The following is a 20,082-nucleotide window of genomic DNA, read 5'->3' as shown; positions in this document are numbered from 1 at the left end:
ATTTGCGGTGATGTGGCGAGTGTTTCGATCACCAGACATGGCATGTCTGGCAGTGCTCCATGTCTGGGTGATCGCCGCCCCGCACCCGCGTCCCAGTATCATCAGCGTCACGCTGATCAGGCCGGACGTGCTCACGGGCACGGCGGGGGGAGGGGCGAGCGGTGTCTCTGACGGACAAGGCCATCGAGCAGATCCGTGAACTGATCCGGACCGGTGCCCTGCCTCCGGGCTCCAAGCTCCCTCCGGAGCCGGACCTGGCCGTCCAGCTGGGCCTTTCCCGCAATCTCGCCCGCGAAGCCGTCAAGGCCCTGGCCGTCGCCCGGGTCCTGGAGGTCCGGCGCGGTGACGGCACGTATGTGACCAGCCTGCAGCCGAGCCTGCTGCTGGAGGGTCTCGGCGGCGCGGTGGAACTGCTGCAGGGCGACTCGGTCGCCCTGCAGGACCTCATGGAAGTACGGCGGCTCCTGGAACCGGTCGCCACGGCGCTGGCCGCGACCCGGATCTCCGACGCCCAACTGGCCGAGGTGAAGCGGCACTTGGACGCCATGCGCGACGCCCGCGACGACGTCGAACAGCTCAACGCCCACGACGCCGCCTTTCACCGCGCCGTCGTCTCGGCCACGGGCAACGAGAGCCTCCTCACCCTCCTGGAAGGGATCTCCGGCCGGACGCTGCGCGCCCGCATCTGGCGCGGTCTGGTCGACGACAAGGCCGCGGGCCGCACTCTCGCCGAGCACGAGGCGATCTTCAACGCGCTGTCCACCCGCGACGCCGCCCTCAGCCAGGCCGCCGCGCTCCTCCACGTGAGCAACACCGAGCAGTGGCTGAGGGAACACCTGCGCTCAAGCGAACCGCTCCCCGTGGGAACGCCCCGGCGTAGCCGGTGCCCAGGACCGTAATACATGGGATGTATTAGAGGGTGCAGGCTGGGTCAATCCCTGACGTCCCGGAGTTTTGCGGCTCAGGTAGCGGCTTCCTGCTTCCCATCATGGGATGTATTACCTCGGGTAGCTCTTGACGAGGGCATGTCGCATGCCTACTGTCCTGCGACGGAACCGAACAGGTTCCAACAATCAAAGAACCCTGGCCGCCCCTGGCCCGCACCTGCCGCGAGGCACTCACGCTGTTGAAGCGCAAAGGAGAGACGGATGAAGGGCATGCTCAGGGCAGGTGGGAGACGCACGGGAGTGCTCGCCGCCGTGACCGCCTTGATGGCGGCGCTCCTGACCGGGCTGGGTGCCGCTGGGACGGCGCAGGCGGCCACGGTGGACACCAACGCGTGGTACGTGCTCGTCAACCGGGGCAGCGGCAAGGCGCTCGACGTGTCGGGAGGGAGTACCGCCGACGGAGCGGCCCTGTCGCAGTGGACCCGTCACGACGGCGCCAACCAGCGCTTCCAGTTCGTCGACTCGGGTGGCGGCTACTACCGGCTGAAGGCGCAGCACTCGGGCAAGGTCCTGGACGTCCACAACTTCTCCGTCGCCGATCACGCCGACATCGTGCAGTGGGGTGACGCAGGCGGCGTCAACCAGCAGTTCCGGCTGGCCGATTCACCGGACGGTCACATCCGGCTGATCAACCGCAACAGCGGCAAGGCCGTCGAGGTCCAGAACGCCTCGACCGCCGACGGTGCCAAGGTCGTGCAATTCACCGACTGGGGCGGGGCCAACCAGCAATGGCAACTGGTCCGCGTCGGCAGTGGCAGCAACGCGCTGCCGTCGACGTTCCGGTGGTCCTCCAGCGGCGTCCTGGCCGGTCCGAAGCCGGACGCCCAGCACCCGGACGTGGCGGCGATCAAGGACTTCTCGGTCGTGCGGTACAACAACCAGTGGCTGGTCTTCGCGACCACCGCCAGCCCCACCTCCCACTGGGGGCTGGCGCAGTTCAGCTTTTCCGACTGGTCTCAGGCAGCCTCGGCGCCGCACACCTACCTCGACGAGACCACGCCCATAGGTGGCAACTACCGGGCCGCGCCCCAGGTGTTCTACAACGCACCACAGAAGCTGTGGTACATGGTCTATCAGACCGGTCCGCCCACCTACTCCACCAGCACCAACCCCGCCGACCCCCACTCCTGGTCCGCGCCGCGCCTCCTCATGTCCGAGGAGCCGCAGATCGTCAAGGACAACAAGGGCGATGGCACGTGGATCGACTTCTGGGTCATCTGTGACACCACCAACTGCCACCTGTTCTTCAGCGACGACAACGGCCACATCTATCGCGCCCAGACCAGCCTGGCGAACTTCCCGAACGGATTCGGCAACACGCAGTTGGTGATGTCGGACACCAAGAACAACCTGTTCGAGGCCACCAACGTGTACAAGGTCGCCGGCAGCAACCAGTACCTGCTGCTCCAGGAGGCCATCAACAACACCACATGGCGGCGCTACTTCAAGGCCTTCACCGCCACCAGCCTCACCGGCAACTGGACCCCCCTGGCCGCCACGGAGAACCAACCCTTCGCCGGCCGTGACAACGTCACCTTCCCCGACGGCGTCTGGACCGAGGACATCAGTCACGGCGAGATGGTCCGCGCCGGCAACGACCAGACCCTCACCATCAATCCATGCCGACTGCAGTACGTCTACCAGGGCATAGACCCCAAAGCCAACGGCGACTACCTCACCAAGCCCTGGCGGATGAGCCTGCTCACCCAGACCAACTCCCCCTGCTGACCGCCCACATCCCCGTCACCCCGCCGGGCAACTCACCCGGCGGGGCCGATGCCGACCTGGGCGGCCTGGATGCCGGTGCCGGTGCCGGCGTCGGCCAGCTCCTTGTGCAGGTTCATCACGCGTTGGCGGCGCCCCCCTTATCGACGGGGCGCGGCCTGCTCCCCCGAGCCGCGGACGATCAGCCGGGTGGGAACGGTGATGGTGCGAGCGCGGGAGCGGTCGCCGTCGAGGCGGGCCAGTGCGGTGTTCGCGGCGCTGCGGCCGAGTTCTTCGGGGTCCTGCGCGACGACGGTCAGGGCCGGTTCGAGTGCCTCGGCGAGGGAGACGTCGTCGAAGGCGACGACCGCCACGTCCTTGCGCTTGCCGCGGGCGAGTTGGGCGACGATGCCGAGCGCCATGATGTTGTTGCCGGCGAACAGGGCGGTGGGGGGATCGGCCAGTTCGAGGAGGCCGGCGGTCGCGGCCTCGGCGCCCGGCTGGTCATGAGCGTTGGCGACCAGCGAGCGGTCGTAGGGGAGGCCGGCTTCCCGCAGCGCCGCCCGGTATCCGGCGAGGCGCTCGCGGCGGGTGTACAGCTTGACGGGCAGGTCGCCGACGAATCCGATGCGGCGGTGCCCGTGGGCGATGAGATGGGCGACGCCCTCCTGGGCCCCGGCGCGGTTGGAGCTGACGATGCTGTCCGTGGGCAGGCCGGCTCCCGGGCGGTCGAGGAAGACCACGGGCAGTCCGGCCCTGCGGTGGGGCTTGAGGTGGGAGTGGTCGGCGCCGACGGACGGCACGACGACGAGGATGCTGACGCGACGGGCGAGGAACTTGTCCGTCAGGGCGCGTTCGCGGTCGGGGTCGTCCGCGGACGAGCCCATGAGCAGGGTCAGTCCACGTTCGCGGACCGTGTCCTCGATGGCGCGGGCCACCGCTCCGAAGAAGGGGTTGCCGAGGTCGGGGATGACCAGTCCGATGGTGGTGTCCGGGCCGCCGACGCGCATGTTGCGGGCCATGAGGTTCGGCTGGAAGCCCAGCTTGGCCACCGCGGCCAGTACCTGTTCCCGCGTCTGCGCCGAGACGGGACCGTCCTCGTTGAGGACGCGCGAGACTGTCTTGGCGCTGACGCCGACTTCTCGTGCGACATCGGCAAGGGTGGGGCGGCGGCTCGCTGCCATGGAGGAAACCGTCTCCTGAGTGCTCCCGGGTTCCGGCCGCGGCCTCGGCCGGAACATGCGAGAGCGGGGTTGAGCTGTCAAGTGGCCTGGACTCCGGCGGCCTTCGCCGCCGCGGAATCCGCAACGACAGTATCTCCGGCCTCGTCGACGCTGAGTGCGCCGGTCATGATGGCGACGACCTCCGCCATGGAGTAGTCGGAGGGCTTGATCACGGCGGCCCGCCTGCCCAGCCGGTGGACGTGGATCCGGTCGGCGATCTCGAACACGTGGGGCATGTTGTGGCTGATCAGGACGACCGGCATGCCCTTGTCGCGGACGCGGCGGATGAGGTCGAGGACCTGTCCGGACTCCTTGACGCCGAGCGCGGCGGTGGGTTCGTCCATGACGACGACACTGCGGGCCCAGGCCACGGCCCGGGCGACCGCGACGGCCTGCCGCTGTCCGCCGGAGAGCGTCTCGACCGACTGGGTCAGCGAGCGCAGCCCGATCTTCAGGTCGGCCATGTGCTCGGCGGCCTCCTTCCGCATGCGCTTCTTGTCGAGCATGCGGAAGGCGCTGCCGAGGATGCCGGGGCGGCGCAGTTCGCGGCCGAGGAACATGTTGGAGGCGATGTCCATCGAGGCGGCCACGGCCAGGTCCTGATAGACCGTCTCGATGCCGTGGGCGCGTGCGCTCTGCGGGCCGGAGAAGGTGATGGGCTCACCGTTCAGGCGTATCTCGCCCGCGTCGGGGACCACCGCGCCGGTGAGGGCCTTGATGAGGCTGGTCTTGCCGGCGCCGTTGTCGCCGATGACGGCGAGGACCTCGCCGGGCAGCAGGTCGAAGTCGGCGCCGTCGATGGCGGTGACATGGCCGTAGCGCTTGACCAGACCGCGGGCCTGAAGGACAGGGGTGGGGGAGGTCATCGGGCCTTCTTCCGGGAGATCTGGTCCACGGTCACCGCGAGGATCACCAGGACACCGGTGATGAGGGTCTGGTAGATGGAGGCGACGCCCATCAGCTGAAGGCCGTTGCGGAAGACGCCGACGATGAGGACGCCGATGAACGTGCCCAGGACCGAGCCGCGTCCGCCGAAGAGGCTGGTGCCGCCGAGCACCACGGCGGTGATGCTGTCGAGGTTGTCGGTCTGGCCGGCCTGGGGGTCACCGACTCCGGTGCGGGAGATGAGCAGCAGGGCGGCAACGCCGTACATCAGGCCGGCCACGGTGTAGACGCCGATGGTCAGCCGCGAGGTGCGGATGCCGTTCAGCCGCGCCGCTTCCGGGCTGTTGCCGAGGGCGTAGACGTGCCGGCCCCAACTGGTGCTGCTCAGCGCGTAGGCGAAGAGGAGGAACAGGGCGATGGTGACCAGCGAGCCGTAGGTGATGTCGGTCTTGCCGAGCGGGAAGGTCTGGCCGAGAGCCGTCAGCGGGCCGGGCAGGTTGGTGACGGTCTGTTCCTCGGAGTAGATGTGGGTCAGCGCGAACGCCACGTTGAGCATGCCGAGGGTGACGATGAAGGGCGGGAGCGGGATCCTCTGCACGAGCGCGCCGTTGAGCAGGCCGAAGCCGCCGCAGACCACCAGGCCCAGCGCGATCGCGGCGAGCGGCGGCAGGGAGCCCTCGGCCGCCATCTTGGCGATCACGATGCTGCCGAACGCCATCACCGCACCGCAGGACAGGTCGATGCCCGCGGTGAGGATGATCAGCGTCTGGCCGATGGCGAGGGTGCCGACGACCATGACCTGCTGCACGATCAGCGAGAAGTTCCCGCCGGTGAGGAACTGGTCGGTCGAGACGGAGAAGAAGACACAGGCCAGGAGGAGGGCGGCCAGCGGGCCGGTGGTCGGTTGCGTGAGCAGTCTGCGGACCGTGGTCGGTGCTTTGAGCTCTGCGTACGGGGAGGACGTGGAGGGTGGCGTGGACGTGGCAGTCATGCGAGGTCCTTGTCGGAAGACAGAAGTCCTTGCCGGTCCTTGTCGGATCTGAACGTCAGTCCGTGTCGGACGGGAGGACCAGTCCGTGTCGGACGGGAGGACCAGTCCGTGTCGGGCTGGAACGTCAGTCCTTGTCGGGTGGCAAGAGGACGAGGGGGCGGCCGTCCCCGGTCGGGGAGGAGGGGCGGGCCGCCCCGCTGAGGGGTGTCGAACGGCGGCGGCTACGGCGGCAGCCGGGGATCGGCCGGCGGCTCAGCCCCAGCAGTTGTCCAGGCCGTAGGCGGTGTCCTTGGACGTGACACCGTCCTGCGCCTTGTCGGTGATCAGTGTGACGCCGGTGTCGGTGTAACCCGACGCCTTCTTGCCGTCCTTGGCGAACGTCGCGACGGCCTTGACGCCCTCGGCGGCCATCTTCAGCGGGTACTGCTGCGAGGTCGCGGCGATCTTGCCGTCCTTGACGGCCTTGGTGCCCGTGCAGCCGCCGTCCACGGAGACGATCAGCACGTCCTTCTCCCGGCCCTTGGCCTTCAGCGCGGTGTACGCGCCCAGCGCGGCCGGTTCGTTGATGGTGTAGACGACGTTGATGCCGGGTTCCTTCTGGAGACAGTTCTCCATCGCGGTCTGGCCCTTGGACTGGTCGCCGCCGGTGTCCTGAGCACAGGCGACGTCCTTGTCGGTGGCGCCGAAGCCCTTGAGGAAACCGTTGTGCCGCTGAACGCCGACGGACACACCCGGCGCGAGGTCGAGGGCGGCTATCTTCGCGGTCTTGCCCTTCATCGCGGCCTTGGCGTACTCGCCGATCAGCTCGCCCGCCTTGAGGTTGTCGGTGGCGAACAGGGCGTCGGCCGCGCTCTCCGGGTCGGTCGGGGTGTCCAGGGCGATGACCAGCACACCCTTGGCCTTGGCCTTCTCGATCGCCGGCACGATCGCCTTGGAGTCGCTCGGCGTGATCAGGATGCCCTTCACCCCGGAGGCGACCATGTTCTCGACGGCGGTGACCTGCCCGGCGTTGTCCCCGTCGAACTTGCCCGCAGCGGTGACGAGTTGGACGCCGTTCTGCTTGGCGGCCTTCTCCGCGCCTTCCTTCATCTTCACGAAGAACGGGTTGGTGTCGGTCTTGGTGATCAGACCGACCTTGACGCTGCCCGATCCGGCGTTCGCCGTGCCCGATCCGGATCCGGATCCACAGGCGGTCAGGGTGAGGGCGGCGATGCCCGTGCACGCGGCGACTCTGAGCATGGAGGAAGGCAGACGAGAGATACGTGACATGAACGACTCCTGCGGGATTGCGGACGAGCGGCCTGCATCGGGCGCATGCCGCCCGAGGTGTCATCGTTGACTCATGTCAGCGTTGACACTGCTTGGCGAGGATGATGGACTCCGCCTTCAGGCAACGTCAATGCCTTTCACCCGTCACAAATCGGCAACGCCGTGGCCGCCGCCCGCCCGAACCCCTCCAGGGACTGCCCGAAACGTGCCCGTCTCACCGGCGCGTCCGAGAGAAGAGCCGCCCATGTACCCGCCTCGGATCACCGTCCTCGGGGAGTGCGTCGCCGACGCGTTCACCGCATCCGCAGGGGCCCGGAACGAACTCGCCCTGCGTGTCCTGCCGGGCGGCGGACCAGCCAATACAGCGGTGGCCCTGGCCAGGCTGGGCACCCCGGCCCGCTTCCTCGCCCGGCTGTCCGGCGACGTGTTCGGCCGCCTCTTCCGGACCCACCTGGAGTCGTCCGGCGTGGACCTGTCGCACGCCGTCGAGGCCGCCGAGCCCAGCACCCTGGCCGTGGCCGAGCTGGACGACCGGGGGCAGGCCGCGTTCTCCTTCCACGCCCAGGCCACCGCGGACTGGCAGTGGACGAGCGCGGAACTGGCCGGGGTGGATCCGGCCGGCACCGCTTGCGTCCATACGGGGTCACTCGCCCTGGTCAAGGAACCCGGGGCAGGGGTCGTGGAGGACTTCCTGGCAACGGCCGCGCCCCACGCGACCATCAGCATCGACCCCAACGTCCGCCCCCTCCTGGTGCACCCCGAGGTCTACCGCGCCCGGCTGGCGCACTGGTGCGGTCTCGCGGATGTGCTGCGGCTCAGCGAGGACGACCTGGAGCTCCTGCTGCCCGGGACGCCGCCCGAGCGGGCGTGCGACACCTGGCACGCGGCGGGGGCTCGGCTCGTCGTGATCACGCGCGGTGCCGACGGCGCCCTGGCCTCACTCGACGGCGAACGGGTGCGGGTGCCGGCGGCGCCGGCGCAGGTCGTCGACACGGTCGGGGCAGGGGACTCCTTCACGGCGGGACTGCTGCACCACCTCGGCGCCCGCGGACTCCTCGGCGGCAGGCTGACGGACCTGCGTCTCGGCGATGTCGAGGCGGCCTGCCTGTTCGCCGCGCGGGTCGCGGCCCTGACCTGCTCGGCAGCCGGCCCGAACCCGCCGTGGCGGGACCAACTGGCGCCACTCACGACGGACGAGGCCGTCGTCCGGCACCTCGACTCCACTCACTGAAAGGACTGGAAACCATGACAAAAACCCTGCTCGCCGAGTTCACCGCCCGAGAGGGAGCGGAGGGCGAGGTCGCCCGCCTGATCCGGGAGTACGCCCTGAAGGTGCGCGAAGAGGAAGGCAACCTGGCCTTCGACGTCTACACCAAGGCGGCCGACCCGCGCGCCTACTGGATCTTCGAGGTCTACCGTGACGAGGACGCCTTCAAGGCACACCTGGACGCCCCGTACGGCGCCCCGTTCAACGCCGCCCTCACTCCGCTGATCGAGGAGGACGCCTCGGTGCTGACGTTCCTCGATCCCCTGGACGCGCGTCCGTAGCGGGCGCTGTCCGAGAACTCTCAGCACGCCGCTTCCGTGACGGGATCCCTACGCGTATCCCATGGCCGGGACGACGCCGCCAAGTGCTCGTTCGACGAACTCGCGGGTCGCGCGGTCGAATTGGCCCTGGCGATGGTCAAGCCTGTGTGACTGGAACGTCGACATGGTCGCGAAGTCGTCGACACCGAGCAGTTCGAACAGGGCGCGGCGCTGCACGGGCCGGCCGGCCGCGAGATCCTGGGCCTTTACCTCCACGTACCGCTTGGCCGTCAGATCGGCCGTGGCCTTCCAGGCGAGCCATCGGTCATAGACCGGTTTGAGCCATGCCAGCGCTCCGTCGACCGTGGGCGGTGCCCATGGCTGGTCGACATGGGACGCGACCACCGCGACCGGGTGGCGCTTGATGTGGACGATGGTCGCCTCGGAGAAGAGCTCCTCGTCACCACCCGCCGGTGACTTCGAGGCTCGAACGGCCCGGCAGGCCAGTCGCCGTGCCCGAACCCCGCGGGTGTTCGCCGAGCATGGTCGCGAGGTGCGATGTTCCCGAACGGCCCGTACCCGCGACGAAGATCGGTGAGGGGGCAGACATGGCGTTCAGCCAAGTCCCGACACCGCGCCCGCGCAACGAAAATATCCCGGGAACGCCAGCGGGCCGAGCCGTAATTCGTTTGACCGTGCCACGGGTCGGACGCTGCACTGTGGCGGGAGACCACGAGTCGTGGTGCAGGTATCCCGAGGAGGCAGCCGCCGCAATGGAGATCCGTTCCACGACCGACGAGGATCTCGACGTCTTCGTCGACACGGTCCATGCCGCGTTCGGGCGCTTCCCGGCAACCCCGGTCGAGGGCGGCGGGCTCTGGTGGTCGGCGCTCGAAATGGACCGCTGCCTGCTCGCCCTGACGGCGGACGGGCGGCCCGTCGGCACCGCCGCCACCCACCCTTTCGAACTCACCCTGCCCGGTGAGACCCTCGTCCCGGCCGCCGGGGTGACCGCCGTCGGCGTCCTGCCCTCCCACCGGCGCCAAGGCGTGCTCGGCACGATGATGCGGCACCAGCTCACCGAGCTGCGGGCCCGAGGAGAATTCCTCTCCGTGCTGCTGGCCTCCGAAGCCACGATCTACGGCAGGTTCGGCTACGGACCGGCGACTTACACGCAGCAGCTGACGGTGCCGCGCCACCGGGCCGCCCTCACCGTTCCCCGGGCCCGCACCATGGCGGGCGCCCCGGCGGTCGGCTCGGACGACGACTCGGTCGAGGTACTGCGCCGTGCCGAGTGCGGCGACATCCTGGAAGAGGTGTACGACCGGTACCGCCGCGCCCAGCCCGGCGCGCTGTCCCGGCCGCATCGCTGGTGGGCGCTGCGCGCGGGGCAGCCCCCGATCTCGCCGGCGCCGCGCTACATCGCCGTCCACCGTGACGTCGACGGTGTCCCGGACGGGTACGCCAGCTACTCGATCGGCGAAACCAACACCTTGACGGTCGACGAGACCATCGCCACCGACGACGCCGCCTTCACGGCCCTGGCCCGGTTCGTACTCGGACACGACCTGGTCACTCAGGTCGTGTTCAAGCACGTCCCGCGCGAGCACCCGCTGCGATGGCAGCTTGCGGACTTCCGCGCCGGTCAGGTGGGCGACGACATGGACTGGCTCTGGGTACGGCTCCTCGACATCCCGCAGGCGCTGACCGCACGTGGCTGGTTCACGGACGGCGCACTCGTCCTCGACGTCGACGACCCGTTCCTCGGCGAGCGAAGCCGCTACCTGCTGACCGTCCAGGAGGGCAAGGCCGACTGCATCCCGACGGACCGGGAGCCCGACCTGTCCCTGGACGTACGCGACTTGGGCTCGGTCTACCTCGGCGGCACCGCCCCGAGCACGCTGGTGCGTGCCGGACACATCCGGGCCCACCACCCGGGAGCGGCCACCCTCGCCGACGCCCTCTTCCGCGCCGACCGTCCCCCGCACTGCCTGCACTGGTTCTGACCGCGCGCTCGCCGAGGGCTGATCGTCAGTGGTAGGCGTGGACGACGGCGTGGCCCTTGCCGCGGCCGATCATCCACTTGTTGACCGGCGTGGTGATCACGAAGGCGACCGCGAAGCCGCCCAGCAGGGCCGACCAGAACAGCCCGTCGGACAGCTGGGCGTCCATCGCGCCGGGCGTGAGGGCGATGATGCCGTTGTCGACGAGCTCCATCACGGCGATGGAGACGGTGTCGGCGGCGAGGGCGACCTTGATCGCGGTCTTGAAGTCCAGGCCGGCCCGGCGGACCGCGAACAGCGTGAACGAGTAGCCGAAGAGGAACGCGAGCGCGATCGCCAGGATCATGGTGGGCACGTTGCCCCACGTCAGGGCTGTGCCGATGACCATGCCGAGGATCTCGCCGATGGCGCAGCCGGTCAGGCAGTGCAGTGTCGCCTTGACCGCCGTTCCCCAGGACGCTCCGGCGTGGTGATCGGTGTGGTCCATGACCTTCTTCCCCAATCCCGTCGATTGTGGCCCGTTCCTTGAGCCCCACAGTCCGAAACAATATACCCCCCCTGGGTATATTCCTAGATGCTCGGTATCGGAAACGGGCACAGCAAGGAGGTGCGGCTCGAAGGGCCGCTGTGTCTTGGTGTCGGCGCGCTTACGGACGGGCCGAGCGGCCCTCATGGGCTGCGCCGTGCCGAGCGCGATGCGGCGCTTGCGCGGTGGCGTCGGTGTGTGGGGGAGTGCCCGATGTGCCGACGCCGCCCGGCCGCACCCCGGTGAGGGACACGGTGACGAGCCGGTGCACCGCGGCCTCGGACGCCAGGTCGCCGGCCGCGGTGAGGGCGTGCAGGCAGTAACTCGCGAGTTCGCCGGGAGCGATGTCGTCGCGGACGTCGCCGGATCGCGCACCGTCGGCCAGCAGGTCCTCGATCATCCTGTGGAGTCGCTGCCGGGCCTGGCTGACCTGGCGGTCACGGTGCAGGAACGCGGCCATCTCGCCGTCCTGGTGCTGCCGTGACCGCCGTGAGACGAGGGCGAACTCCCGGAGCACCGCTTCCAGGCGAGCTCCGGCACCTTCGGTCCGGTCGCGGACCTCGGCCAGGTGGTCGAGGTGATGGCTGATCTGTTGCTCGTGCCAGGCGAGGAGGATCGACTCGACATCCGGAAAGTACTTGTACAGCGTGGCGCGGCCGATCCCGGAGTCCTTGGCGATCCGCGACATCGTCACCGATGTCAGCCCGTGCTCGGCCACCAGTGCCGCGGTGGTTTCGAGGACCGCCTTGCGTACGGCGGCGCGGTGCGCGTCGATCGTCTCGTTCCAGAGCTTGGGCACGGCCCCAGCATACGATTCGGCAGTGCCGTGACACTGTGCATTGACAGAGACACTATGTCTCGATAAAGCTGAGGCCGTTACCGGGGGACCCGGACGATAGGACAGAAAGCCATGCCGACCGCCGAAGCCCGTGTCGAGACCGAACGGCCCAGCCGGTACCTCGTCCAGCTCTGCAAGCACTTCTCCACCAAGGGCCGCCACCTCGGCCGGCGGCTCCACGGTCATCCGGGCGGCGATGGGCAGGCGCTCCGCGAGATGAGGGCCGTGGCGGAGCGGGCGCAGGTCTCGTGGTCCGACGCCGAGGGGCACGTCGACCTCCCCTGGGGACAGATCGATCTGCGTGCCGTCCCAGGGATGCTGGTTCTGCGTGTCGAGGCAGCCGAAGAGGACGACCTACGGCGGCTGCGGGACCTCGTCGCCGGGCACGTGGAGAGGTTCGGCCGGCGCGACCGGCTGCGGGTGAACTGGGAGGCAACCGACTCTGCCACGGGTTCACCCGCAGCCCGTGGCGTCGGCGACGGGCTGCCCTCGGCGCCTGGTTCCGGGGCGCGCGGCAGTCGTCTCAAGGTGGTGGGCATCGCGGCCGTCATCGCCATCGTCCTCGCTGTCCACCTGGGACTCGGCGATGTCCTCCTGTCGAACTGGCGGTGGACCGGCTGGGCCGCAGGCGGCCTTCTCGCCCTTGTGCTGGTGAAGGCCGCGCTTCTGGGAGGGTTCGCCGTCCGCCGAGGCCGGGCCTCGAAGGGCCACTGAAGCCCCTGCGGCGCGGCGACGTCCGCTGTGACACCGGCCGTTGACCCGGTCCATGATCTCCGCCGAAGCGAACCGGTCATGTGTGTGGCTCGTTGACGCGCTGTACCACGCGAGTTGGCGGACCAAGGTCGACGAGCCGTTAGTATCACGGCATGATTACGGCCTGGTCACTCCCGCGCCTGGTGCGGGCTCGCGCGTCTGCGGGTCCGTTGCTTCGCGTGCTGGCCATGGTCGTGTTGCTGTTCGGCATCGTGTCCGCCCATGGACTGAGCGCCGAGAGCACGGCAGGACACCTGGTGACCAGCGCGGCGGCGCCTGTGACCCCGTCGGACGAGGAGCCCCTCGGAGCCGAGGACGAGCAGCCTCCTCCACGGCTCGTTGCGATAGATGAGCCGGACGGCGGCCATGGCGCCTCGCACACCGGTGAGCACTGCGTGTCCGGCCAGCCGCAGCAGGGTCCGGTGCTGACACCGCCGTGCCTCGCGGTGTCGGTCGCCGAATCGACCGGCGTCGGGCGCGGTCCGGGCAGGCCGAGCCTCGACGGACCGGCGCCGCCCGCCGCGTCGTCGTCCGCTTTGAGATTGTCCGTGGTCCAGCAGGTCTAGACACAGCAGCCCGCTTCTCCCTGCGGCTGCTCCGGCCACGCCTTCCACCGGGCGTGGGCGCCGCGTCTCGACGCCGTACTTCCCCCACCCATGCCCGCCGTTCCTCTCTGCCGTGGCTGCCACTGCGGCGAAGGGGACGAGCGCACGGAGAACCTGTGCCGGCACACTCCCGTACCCCCATGCCCGCCCTGCGCGCCCCGGCCGGCTCGCGTCGGCGGCGTCCGCTGCTCGCTCTGCTGTCCGGGGCTCTGCTCGTGATGCTCGGGCTGTGCAGCCTCCCGCATGGACAGTTCGAAGAGCGGGAGCGGCTGACACCCGCCGTCGCCACGGACTTCGGACGGCCGGCGGTGGCGGGCGATGTGGTGCCTCACGGGCCGCATCGGCACCATGAGGCCGAGGAGTGCGGCCTGGACGGGGCTGCCCGCATGACGGCGCAGGTCGCTCACCAGCCACCCGCCGAGGCCGGGGCGACGGTGTTCGCCGCCCTCCCCGAGGCTCTGGTACGGACGCGGCCTCGGCGTCGGCAGTTCCGAACCCGCACGAGACGTACAGGAAGAACCGCGCTCGTCCGCACCTCGCGGTGGCGTATCTAGACCTCTCGCTCGCAGCCGGCCCCGCCCGGCTGCCGCGCCACGGCCCCGCGGACTCGGACGGACCGACCGTCCCCCCTGTGGTCGTGGCGCGAGATGACCGTGCACCGCGTAATCATCGAGCGAGAGCGAAAAGACATGCAGTCGATGACGAACACCGACGCCCTGCCCGAGCGGTCCGCCTTGTCCGCACTGGTGGGCAACACGCCGCTGCTGCGGGTGTCCCAGCCACTGACGCCTCCGGACCGCGGCTTCTGGGCGAAGCTGGAGGGCTTCAACCCCGGCGGCATCAAGGACCGGCCGGGTCTGCACATGGTGGAACGGGCCCGCGCCCGGGGCGACCTGCGCCCCGGCGCCCGGATCATCGAGTCCACCAGCGGCACCCTCGGACTGGGTCTGGCCCTGGCCGGAATGGTGTACGGCCACCCGGTCACCCTGGTCACCGACCCCGGCCTGGAGATGTCGATGACCCGGCTGCTGACCGCGTACGGCGCCCAGATCAACGTCGTCTCCGAGCCGCACCCCACCGGCGGCTGGCAGCAGGCCCGCCGTGAGCGCGTGGAGCAGCTCATGGCGCGGCGCCCCGGTGCGTGGTGCCCGGACCAGTACAACAACCCGGACAACACCACCGCCTACACCCCGCTCGCCCTGGAACTGGCGTCCGAGCTGGGCCACGTCGACGTCCTCGTGTGCAGTGTCGGCACGGGCGGGCACTCCGCCGGCGTCTCCCGCGTGCTGAAGCAGCTCTACCCCGAGCTGAAGGTGGTCGGCGTCGACACCATCGGCTCCACGATCTTCGGCCAGCCCGCCCGGCCACGGCTGATGCGGGGCCTGGGGTCGAGCATCCACCCCCGCAACGTCGCCTACGACAACTTCGCCGAGGTGCACTGGGTGGCCCCGGCCGAAGCGGTGTGGACCTGCCGCCAACTGGCCGGCTCGCACTACGCCACCGGCGGGTGGAGCGTCGGCGCCGTCGCCCTGGTCGCCGGATGGCTGGCCCGCACCCTGCCCGCCGACAGCCGGATCGCCGCGATCTTCCCCGACGGCCCGCAGCGTTACCTCGGGACGGTGTTCGACGACGACTACTGCGCCGCGCACGGCCTCCTCGACGCCCCTCCTGCTCCGGAACCGGAGGTGATCGGACGCGCGGACGAGAAGGAGGTCGCACGCTGGACCCGGTGCACCACCGTGGTCGACCCGCTCACCCTGGCCGACGCCGCTGCGGAGGAGAACCGGTGAAGGGCACCCTCGCACAGGTACGCGGTCACGAACGCAGCGTCCAGCTGCTGATGGTCAATCAGTTCACCATCAACCTGGGCTTCTACATGCTGATGCCCTACCTGGCCGCTCACCTGTCCGGCACCCTCGGACTGGCCGGCTGGATCGTCGGGCTGATCCTCGGCGTGCGGAACTTCAGCCAGCAGGGCATGTTCCTGGTCGGCGGGACGCTCGCCGACCGGTACGGCTACAAGCCGATGATCGTGGCCGGATGCGTGCTGCGCACGGCCGGCTTCGCGACGCTCGGCATGGTCGACTCGCCGGCCGCTCTGATCGCCGCGTCCGCGGCCACGGGGCTTGCCGGGGCACTGTTCAACCCGGCCGTCCGGGCGTATCTCGCCGCGGACGCGGGGGAGCGCAGGGTCGAGGCGTTCGCCCTGTTCAACGTCTTCTACCAGGCCGGCATCCTGCTGGGTCCCCTCGTGGGCGTGGTGCTGACCGGCGTGGACTTCCGCGTCACCTGCCTGGTCGCGGCCGGGATCTTCGCGCTGCTCAGCATCGTGCAGATCCGTGCCCTGCCGGCGCGACGGGCCGACGACTCCAAGGGGGGCAATGAGGGGCAGGACCGCGACGGCGTCCTGGCCCAGTGGCGCGGCATCCTCGCCAACCGGCCGTTCCTGCTCTTCTCCGGCGCGATGATCGGCTCGTACGTCCTCTCCTTCCAGGTCTATCTCGCGCTGCCGCTTGAGGTACGACGGGTCGGCGGTGACGGGGAGTTCGGCATGGCGGCGGTGGCCGCGCTCTTCGCCGTGTCAGGGCTGAGCACGATCGTCGGTCAGACGCGGGTGACCGCCTGGTGCAAGGCCCGTTACGAGCCGGGTCAGGCCCTGACCCGGGGACTGGCCGCCATGGGCCTGGCTTTCGTGCCCCTGTCGCTGGCCACCGCGGTGCCCGTTGCGGACTCGGGCGTGGGCCTGTGGCTGCCGGCCGCGGTACCGCCCATGCTGGCGGCGCTGCTGCTGGCCGTTGGCACGATGATCGCCTACCCCTTCGAGATGGACACCATCGTCCGTCTCTCCGGTGACCGGCTCGTGGCCACCCACTACGGGCTGTACAACACCATCTGCGGCATCGGCATCACCCTCGGCAACCTCCTCACCGGCGCGTCGCTCGACGCAGCCCGAGAGGCGGGGATGCCCGCGCTGCCGTGGATCTGCCTGGGCGCGTTGGGCCTCGCCTGCGCGGCCGCCCTGTACGGCCTGCACCGCACGGGCCGGCTGGCTGCTCAGGTGGCCGGGCCGCAGCCCGTCGCCGCCTGACCGCCTGACCGCCTGACCGCATCACCGAATGACCGCCTGACCGTGTGCGGCTGAATCCGATCGGCCGCACACGTGTCGGCAGCGGCGGCTCGGGCGCCGGCCATGGCCGAGTCGGCCCGGGTGGAACCAAGCCCTTGACCCTCGGTGCGCTCCTCCGGGATGCTCGGTTGCGTATAGCGGTGCGTGTAGCGAATGAGGCAACGCGCTCGCGAGGATCCCCGCTTGAGGAGCAGCTCATGGCTCACGAGGTTCGTGCCGTCGTCGCCCGAAAGAAGGGCGCACCGGTCTCCGTCGAAACGATCGTCGTCCCCGACCCCGGTCCGGGTGAGGCGTTGGTCGAGGTCGAGGCCTGCGGCGTCTGTCATACCGATCTCCACTACCGCGAGGGCGGGATCAACGACGAGTTCCCCTTCCTGCTGGGACATGAGGCGGCAGGTCGCGTCGAGGCGGTCGGAGAGGGAGTCACCGGCGTCGAGCCCGGCGACTTCGTCATCCTCAACTGGCGTGCGGTGTGCGGCCAGTGCCGGGCCTGCAGCAGGGGCAGGCCGTGGTACTGCTTCGCCACCCACAACGCCACCCAACCGATGACGCTGCTCGACGGCACCCCGCTCTCGCCGGCGCTCGGCATCGGCGCGTTCGCGGAGAAGACGCTGGTCGCCGCCGGACAGTGCACCAAGGTGGACCCGGCAGCGCCCGCGGCGGCGGCCGGTCTGCTCGGATGCGGCGTCATGGCGGGCTTCGGCGCGGCCGTGAACACCGGGGCCGTCGGTCGGGGCGACTCCGTCACCGTCATCGGCTGCGGCGGCGTCGGGATGGCCGCCGTCGCGGGGGCGAGGCTCGCCGGAGCGAGCAAGGTCATCGCCGTCGACATCGACCGGCGCAAGCTGGACCGGGCCATGGCCATGGGGGCCACCCACACGGTCGACGGGGCGAAGGACGACGTCGTGGAAGCGGTGCGCGAGCTGACCGGCGGCTTCGGCGCGGACGTCGTCGTGGAGGCGGTCGGCCGCCCCGAGACGTACCGGCAGGCCTTCTATGCCCGCGACCTGGCGGGCACGGTCGTGCTGGTCGGCGTGCCCACCCCGGAGATGAAGGTGGAGCTGCCCCTGCTCGACGTCTTCGGGCGGGGCGGCTCGCTGAAGTCCAGCTGGTACGGCGACTGCCTGCCCTCGCGCGACTTCCCGGCCCTCATCGACCTGTATCTGGGAGGCCGTTTCGACCTGGACGCGTTCGTCTCCGAGACCATCGGCCTCGGTGACGTCGAGGAAGCGTTCGAGAAGATGCACCACGGTGACGTGCTGCGCTCGGTGGTGGTGCTGTGATGGCCGGCGCACCGCGTGTCGAACACCTCGTCACCCGCGGGACCTTCAGCCTCGACGGCGGGACCTGGGACGTGGACAACAACGTCTGGATCGTCGGTGACGACGACGAGGTGGTGGTCATCGACGCGGCACACGACTCCGACGCCGTCCTGGCGGCCGTCGGTGACCGTCGGTTGTCGGCCATCGTGTGCACCCACGCCCACGACGACCATGTGCGCGCCGCGCCGGACGTCGCCCTGGCCACGGGCGCGCCCATCCTCCTGCACCCTGACGACCAGGTCCTGTGGAAGATGGTGCACCCCGGCCGGCGCCCCGACCGCCCGCTCGCCGACGGTGCCGAACTCACGGTGGCGGGCATCGGCCTGCGCGTCCTTCACACGCCCGGACACGCTCCCGGTGCCGTGTGCCTGTACGCACCGGACCTGGGCGCGCTGTTCAGCGGTGACACGCTGTTCGCCGGCGGTCCCGGCGCGACCGGACGCTCGTACAGCGACTTCGGCACGATCGTCAGCTCCATCGGTGACCGGCTGCTGACCCTCCCGGGCGAGACGGTCGTCCACACCGGACACGGTGGGACGACGACCGTCGAGGCCGAAGCACCGCACCTGGAGGAGTGGGCCGCCCGCGGCTGGTGACCCAGCTCCGCCAAGCCGACCGGGGCGCTCGCGCCCCGGTTCTCAGAGGTGCTATGCCCTGACCTGCGTTTCCTATGGCGCAGAGCGTTTCGCATCGCGCAACCGAAAATGAGGCCGTCAGGTGTCCCTCGAACTCCTTGACAAGCGTTTGAAGGCGCCCTCAAACTGGCGTTGCGTTCACCGCAATCCGTTTCGCTATACGCACCGAGGTGTCATGATGATTGCCGCGTGCCGTCTCGTGGATCTGCCCCGAGGCGAGGCCCACAGGCTCGACATCGACCCGCCGGTCTCGGTGTTCCACACCGACGACGGCGAACTCTTCGCCATCGACGACACATGCACCCACCAGGACGCCTCGCTCGCCGACGGCTGGCTGGAGGGCTGCGAGGTCGAATGCCCGCTGCACGCCTCGAAGTTCAACCTCAAGACCGGAGCCGTGGACGCCCCGCCGGCCAAGCTCCCGGTGCGCACACACGAGGTCTTCGTCGAGGACGGCATGATCTACGTCCGGCTGTCCACGGCAGCCCCGAACCTGCCCCCCTGCATCGCCGCCCGGCTCGCCGGGGGCGTCGCGTGAGGACAGTGGCCGTGGTGGGCGCGTCGCTGGCGGGCCTGTCCGCGGCGCGCTCCTTGCGCAATCGGGGATACGACGGACGGCTGGTCGTCATCGGCGACGAAATCCACCGCCCCTACGACAGGCCGCCCCTGTCCAAGGAGTTCCTGGCCGGCGGCATCGGTGAAGCCGAGCTCGCACTGGAGCCGGACGACGAGGACCTGCGAGCGGAGTGGCTGCTCGGAGCCCGCGCCGCCGGACTCGGCACCACGCCCCGAGCCGTGCGGCTCACCGACGGCCGCGAGGTGCGGGCCGACGGCGTCGTCATCGCCACCGGCGCCGCCGCCCGGACCCTGCCCGGCATGGACGGACTGGCCGGTGTGCACACCCTGCGCACCCTGGACGACGCCCGCGCCCTGCGGGACGAACTGGCACAGGGTGGACGCCTGGTCGTGATCGGCGGCGGCTTCATCGGTGCCGAGGTCGCCTCCACCGCCTCTGCTCTCGGCCTCGACGTGACCATCGTCGAGGCGGCGCCCACCCCCCTGGCCGGACCGCTCGGCGCGGCCATGGGACGCATCGTCTCCGCCCTCCACGCGGACCACGGCGTACGCCTGTTGTGCGGCGTGGGTGTCAAGGGGCTGAGCGGCGAGACCCGCGTCGACGCCGTCCTGATGGAGGACGGCCGCAGCATCCCCGCCGACATCGTCGTCGTGGGTGTAGGGGCCCGTCCCTGCGTCGACTGGCTGGCCGGATCCGGCATAGAACTCGACGACGGCGTCCGGTGCGGTGCGGACGGCCGTACGAACCTGGCCGGGGTGGTGGCAGTCGGCGACTGCGCCTCCTGGTACGACCCGCGCGCGGGCACCCACCGCCGCGTCGAGCACTGGACCGGCGCCCGGGAACGCCCCGACGCGGCCGTGGCCGCCCTGCTGTCCTGGGGCGAGAGCGAACCGGGCCTGCCCCGGCCGCCGTACTTCTGGTCCGACCAGTACGGCGTGAAGATCCAGTTCGCCGGCAACGCGGCCCGCGCCGACAGCGTCACGATCGAGGCGGGCACCGCGGACGACCGCGACGTCCTCGCCGTCTACCGGCGTGCCGGACACCCGGTCGCCGTACTCGGGATGAACCAGCCGAAGCTGTTCACGCGCTGGCGCAAGCAACTCGCGGCCAAGGCGCCCTGACAGGGGCGATCCACCACGTCTCCCCGAGG

20 protein-coding genes are annotated in these 20,082 nt (G+C 70.1%); 13 read left to right on the top strand and 7 right to left on the bottom strand.

The window, feature by feature from the left end; translation table 11 throughout:
- The first annotated feature begins 161 nt into the window (after nucleotides 1-161).
- Both ACIBL4_RS01030 and ACIBL4_RS01025 read left to right on the top strand, forming a co-directional pair.
- Nucleotides 162-899, top strand: coding sequence for a FadR/GntR family transcriptional regulator (locus tag ACIBL4_RS01030; RefSeq protein ID WP_399405173.1), 738 nt, complete (start codon nucleotides 162-164; stop codon nucleotides 897-899).
- A gap of 249 nt (nucleotides 900-1,148) precedes the next feature.
- Nucleotides 1,149-2,675 (top strand): non-reducing end alpha-L-arabinofuranosidase family hydrolase, encoded by a 1,527-nt coding sequence (locus ACIBL4_RS01025; RefSeq protein WP_399405171.1) that lies wholly within the window; start codon nucleotides 1,149-1,151, stop codon nucleotides 2,673-2,675.
- Between the two features lie 137 nt (nucleotides 2,676-2,812).
- Here ACIBL4_RS01025 and ACIBL4_RS01020 read toward each other — a convergent pair whose 3' ends face one another.
- The 4 genes from ACIBL4_RS01020 to ACIBL4_RS01005 all read right to left on the bottom strand — a co-directional run bounded on the left by ACIBL4_RS01020 (nucleotide 2,813) and on the right by ACIBL4_RS01005 (nucleotide 7,019).
- A complete protein-coding gene (locus tag ACIBL4_RS01020) occupies nucleotides 2,813-3,835 on the bottom strand; it encodes a LacI family DNA-binding transcriptional regulator (RefSeq protein WP_399405169.1) in 1,023 nt (340 codons plus the stop codon).
- A gap of 77 nt (nucleotides 3,836-3,912) precedes the next feature.
- A complete protein-coding gene (locus ACIBL4_RS01015) occupies nucleotides 3,913-4,740 on the bottom strand; it encodes an ATP-binding cassette domain-containing protein (protein ID WP_399405166.1) in 828 nt (275 codons plus the stop codon).
- Nucleotides 4,737-5,750 carry an ABC transporter permease gene (locus tag ACIBL4_RS01010; RefSeq protein WP_399405164.1) on the bottom strand — a complete coding sequence of 338 codons (1,014 nt, stop codon included), beginning with the start codon at nucleotides 5,748-5,750 and terminating at the stop codon, nucleotides 4,737-4,739. Before ACIBL4_RS01010 ends, ACIBL4_RS01015 begins: the two co-directional genes overlap by 4 nt.
- Before the next feature lie 252 nt (nucleotides 5,751-6,002).
- The gene (locus ACIBL4_RS01005) at nucleotides 6,003-7,019 is read right to left on the bottom strand and encodes a sugar ABC transporter substrate-binding protein (protein WP_399405161.1); all 1,017 of its coding nucleotides are present in this window, start codon (nucleotides 7,017-7,019) and stop codon (nucleotides 6,003-6,005) included.
- 244 nt (nucleotides 7,020-7,263) lie between these two features.
- Here ACIBL4_RS01005 and ACIBL4_RS01000 point away from each other — a divergent pair, with 244 nt between their 5' ends.
- Together ACIBL4_RS01000 and ACIBL4_RS00995 are read left to right on the top strand one after the other, a co-directional pair.
- Nucleotides 7,264-8,250 carry a carbohydrate kinase gene (locus tag ACIBL4_RS01000; RefSeq protein WP_399405159.1) on the top strand — a complete coding sequence of 329 codons (987 nt, stop codon included), beginning with the start codon at nucleotides 7,264-7,266 and terminating at the stop codon, nucleotides 8,248-8,250.
- Between the two features lie 14 nt (nucleotides 8,251-8,264).
- Nucleotides 8,265-8,567 (top strand): putative quinol monooxygenase, encoded by a 303-nt coding sequence (locus ACIBL4_RS00995; protein WP_399405157.1) that lies wholly within the window; start codon nucleotides 8,265-8,267, stop codon nucleotides 8,565-8,567.
- Between the two features lie 48 nt (nucleotides 8,568-8,615).
- Here the strand turns inward: ACIBL4_RS00995 and ACIBL4_RS00990 are convergent, their stop codons facing one another.
- Nucleotides 8,616-8,951 carry a hypothetical protein gene (locus ACIBL4_RS00990; protein ID WP_399405155.1) on the bottom strand — a complete coding sequence of 112 codons (336 nt, stop codon included), beginning with the start codon at nucleotides 8,949-8,951 and terminating at the stop codon, nucleotides 8,616-8,618.
- Nucleotides 8,952-9,319: 368 nt separating this feature from the next.
- On the opposite strand from ACIBL4_RS00990, the gene ACIBL4_RS00985 reads away from it, so the two are divergent.
- Nucleotides 9,320-10,552, top strand: a complete 1,233-nt coding sequence (locus ACIBL4_RS00985; protein WP_399405153.1) for a GNAT family N-acetyltransferase — start codon at nucleotides 9,320-9,322, stop codon at nucleotides 10,550-10,552.
- A gap of 25 nt (nucleotides 10,553-10,577) precedes the next feature.
- Here the strand turns inward: ACIBL4_RS00985 and ACIBL4_RS00980 are convergent, their stop codons facing one another.
- Nucleotides 10,578-11,036, bottom strand: a complete 459-nt coding sequence (locus ACIBL4_RS00980) for a DUF4396 domain-containing protein (RefSeq protein WP_399405151.1) — start codon at nucleotides 11,034-11,036, stop codon at nucleotides 10,578-10,580.
- Nucleotides 11,037-11,196: 160 nt separating this feature from the next.
- On the bottom strand, nucleotides 11,197-11,874 hold the full coding sequence (locus tag ACIBL4_RS00975) for a TetR/AcrR family transcriptional regulator (protein ID WP_399405149.1): 678 nt from the start codon (nucleotides 11,872-11,874) through the stop codon (nucleotides 11,197-11,199).
- A gap of 111 nt (nucleotides 11,875-11,985) precedes the next feature.
- Here ACIBL4_RS00975 and ACIBL4_RS00970 point away from each other — a divergent pair, with 111 nt between their 5' ends.
- From ACIBL4_RS00970 to ACIBL4_RS00935, 8 genes are all read left to right on the top strand, one after another.
- Complete coding sequence (locus ACIBL4_RS00970) at nucleotides 11,986-12,627, top strand: DUF2218 domain-containing protein (RefSeq protein WP_399405147.1); 642 nt, start codon at nucleotides 11,986-11,988, stop codon at nucleotides 12,625-12,627.
- Between the two features lie 227 nt (nucleotides 12,628-12,854).
- The gene (locus ACIBL4_RS00965) at nucleotides 12,855-13,232 is read left to right on the top strand and encodes a hypothetical protein (RefSeq protein ID WP_399405145.1); all 378 of its coding nucleotides are present in this window, start codon (nucleotides 12,855-12,857) and stop codon (nucleotides 13,230-13,232) included.
- A 728-nt stretch (nucleotides 13,233-13,960) separates the two neighbouring features.
- Entirely contained in the window at nucleotides 13,961-15,061 is a 1,101-nt protein-coding gene (locus tag ACIBL4_RS00960; protein WP_399405143.1) for a PLP-dependent cysteine synthase family protein, read from the top strand.
- The gene (locus tag ACIBL4_RS00955; RefSeq protein WP_399405141.1) at nucleotides 15,058-16,359 is read left to right on the top strand and encodes an MDR family MFS transporter; all 1,302 of its coding nucleotides are present in this window, start codon (nucleotides 15,058-15,060) and stop codon (nucleotides 16,357-16,359) included. Before ACIBL4_RS00960 ends, ACIBL4_RS00955 begins: the two co-directional genes overlap by 4 nt.
- Nucleotides 16,360-16,595: 236 nt before the next feature.
- Nucleotides 16,596-17,681 carry an S-(hydroxymethyl)mycothiol dehydrogenase gene (locus ACIBL4_RS00950; protein ID WP_399405139.1) on the top strand — a complete coding sequence of 362 codons (1,086 nt, stop codon included), beginning with the start codon at nucleotides 16,596-16,598 and terminating at the stop codon, nucleotides 17,679-17,681.
- Nucleotides 17,681-18,316 carry an MBL fold metallo-hydrolase gene (locus ACIBL4_RS00945; protein WP_399405137.1) on the top strand — a complete coding sequence of 212 codons (636 nt, stop codon included), beginning with the start codon at nucleotides 17,681-17,683 and terminating at the stop codon, nucleotides 18,314-18,316. The genes ACIBL4_RS00950 and ACIBL4_RS00945 overlap by 1 nt, the downstream gene beginning before the upstream one ends.
- Nucleotides 18,317-18,530: 214 nt before the next feature.
- Complete coding sequence (locus tag ACIBL4_RS00940) at nucleotides 18,531-18,893, top strand: bifunctional 3-phenylpropionate/cinnamic acid dioxygenase ferredoxin subunit (protein WP_037673830.1); 363 nt, start codon at nucleotides 18,531-18,533, stop codon at nucleotides 18,891-18,893.
- Entirely contained in the window at nucleotides 18,890-20,053 is a 1,164-nt protein-coding gene (locus ACIBL4_RS00935) for an NAD(P)/FAD-dependent oxidoreductase (RefSeq protein WP_399405135.1), read from the top strand. The genes ACIBL4_RS00940 and ACIBL4_RS00935 overlap by 4 nt, the downstream gene beginning before the upstream one ends.
- Nucleotides 20,054-20,082 lie beyond the last annotated feature (29 nt).

Source organism: Streptomyces sp. NPDC050416 (assembly GCF_044458845.1).
In the GTDB taxonomy this organism is placed as follows: Bacteria; Actinomycetota; Actinomycetes; order Streptomycetales; family Streptomycetaceae; genus Streptomyces.
Note: the sequence above shows the minus strand (reverse complement) of the source record. Positions and strands in the feature narration are given on the sequence as shown.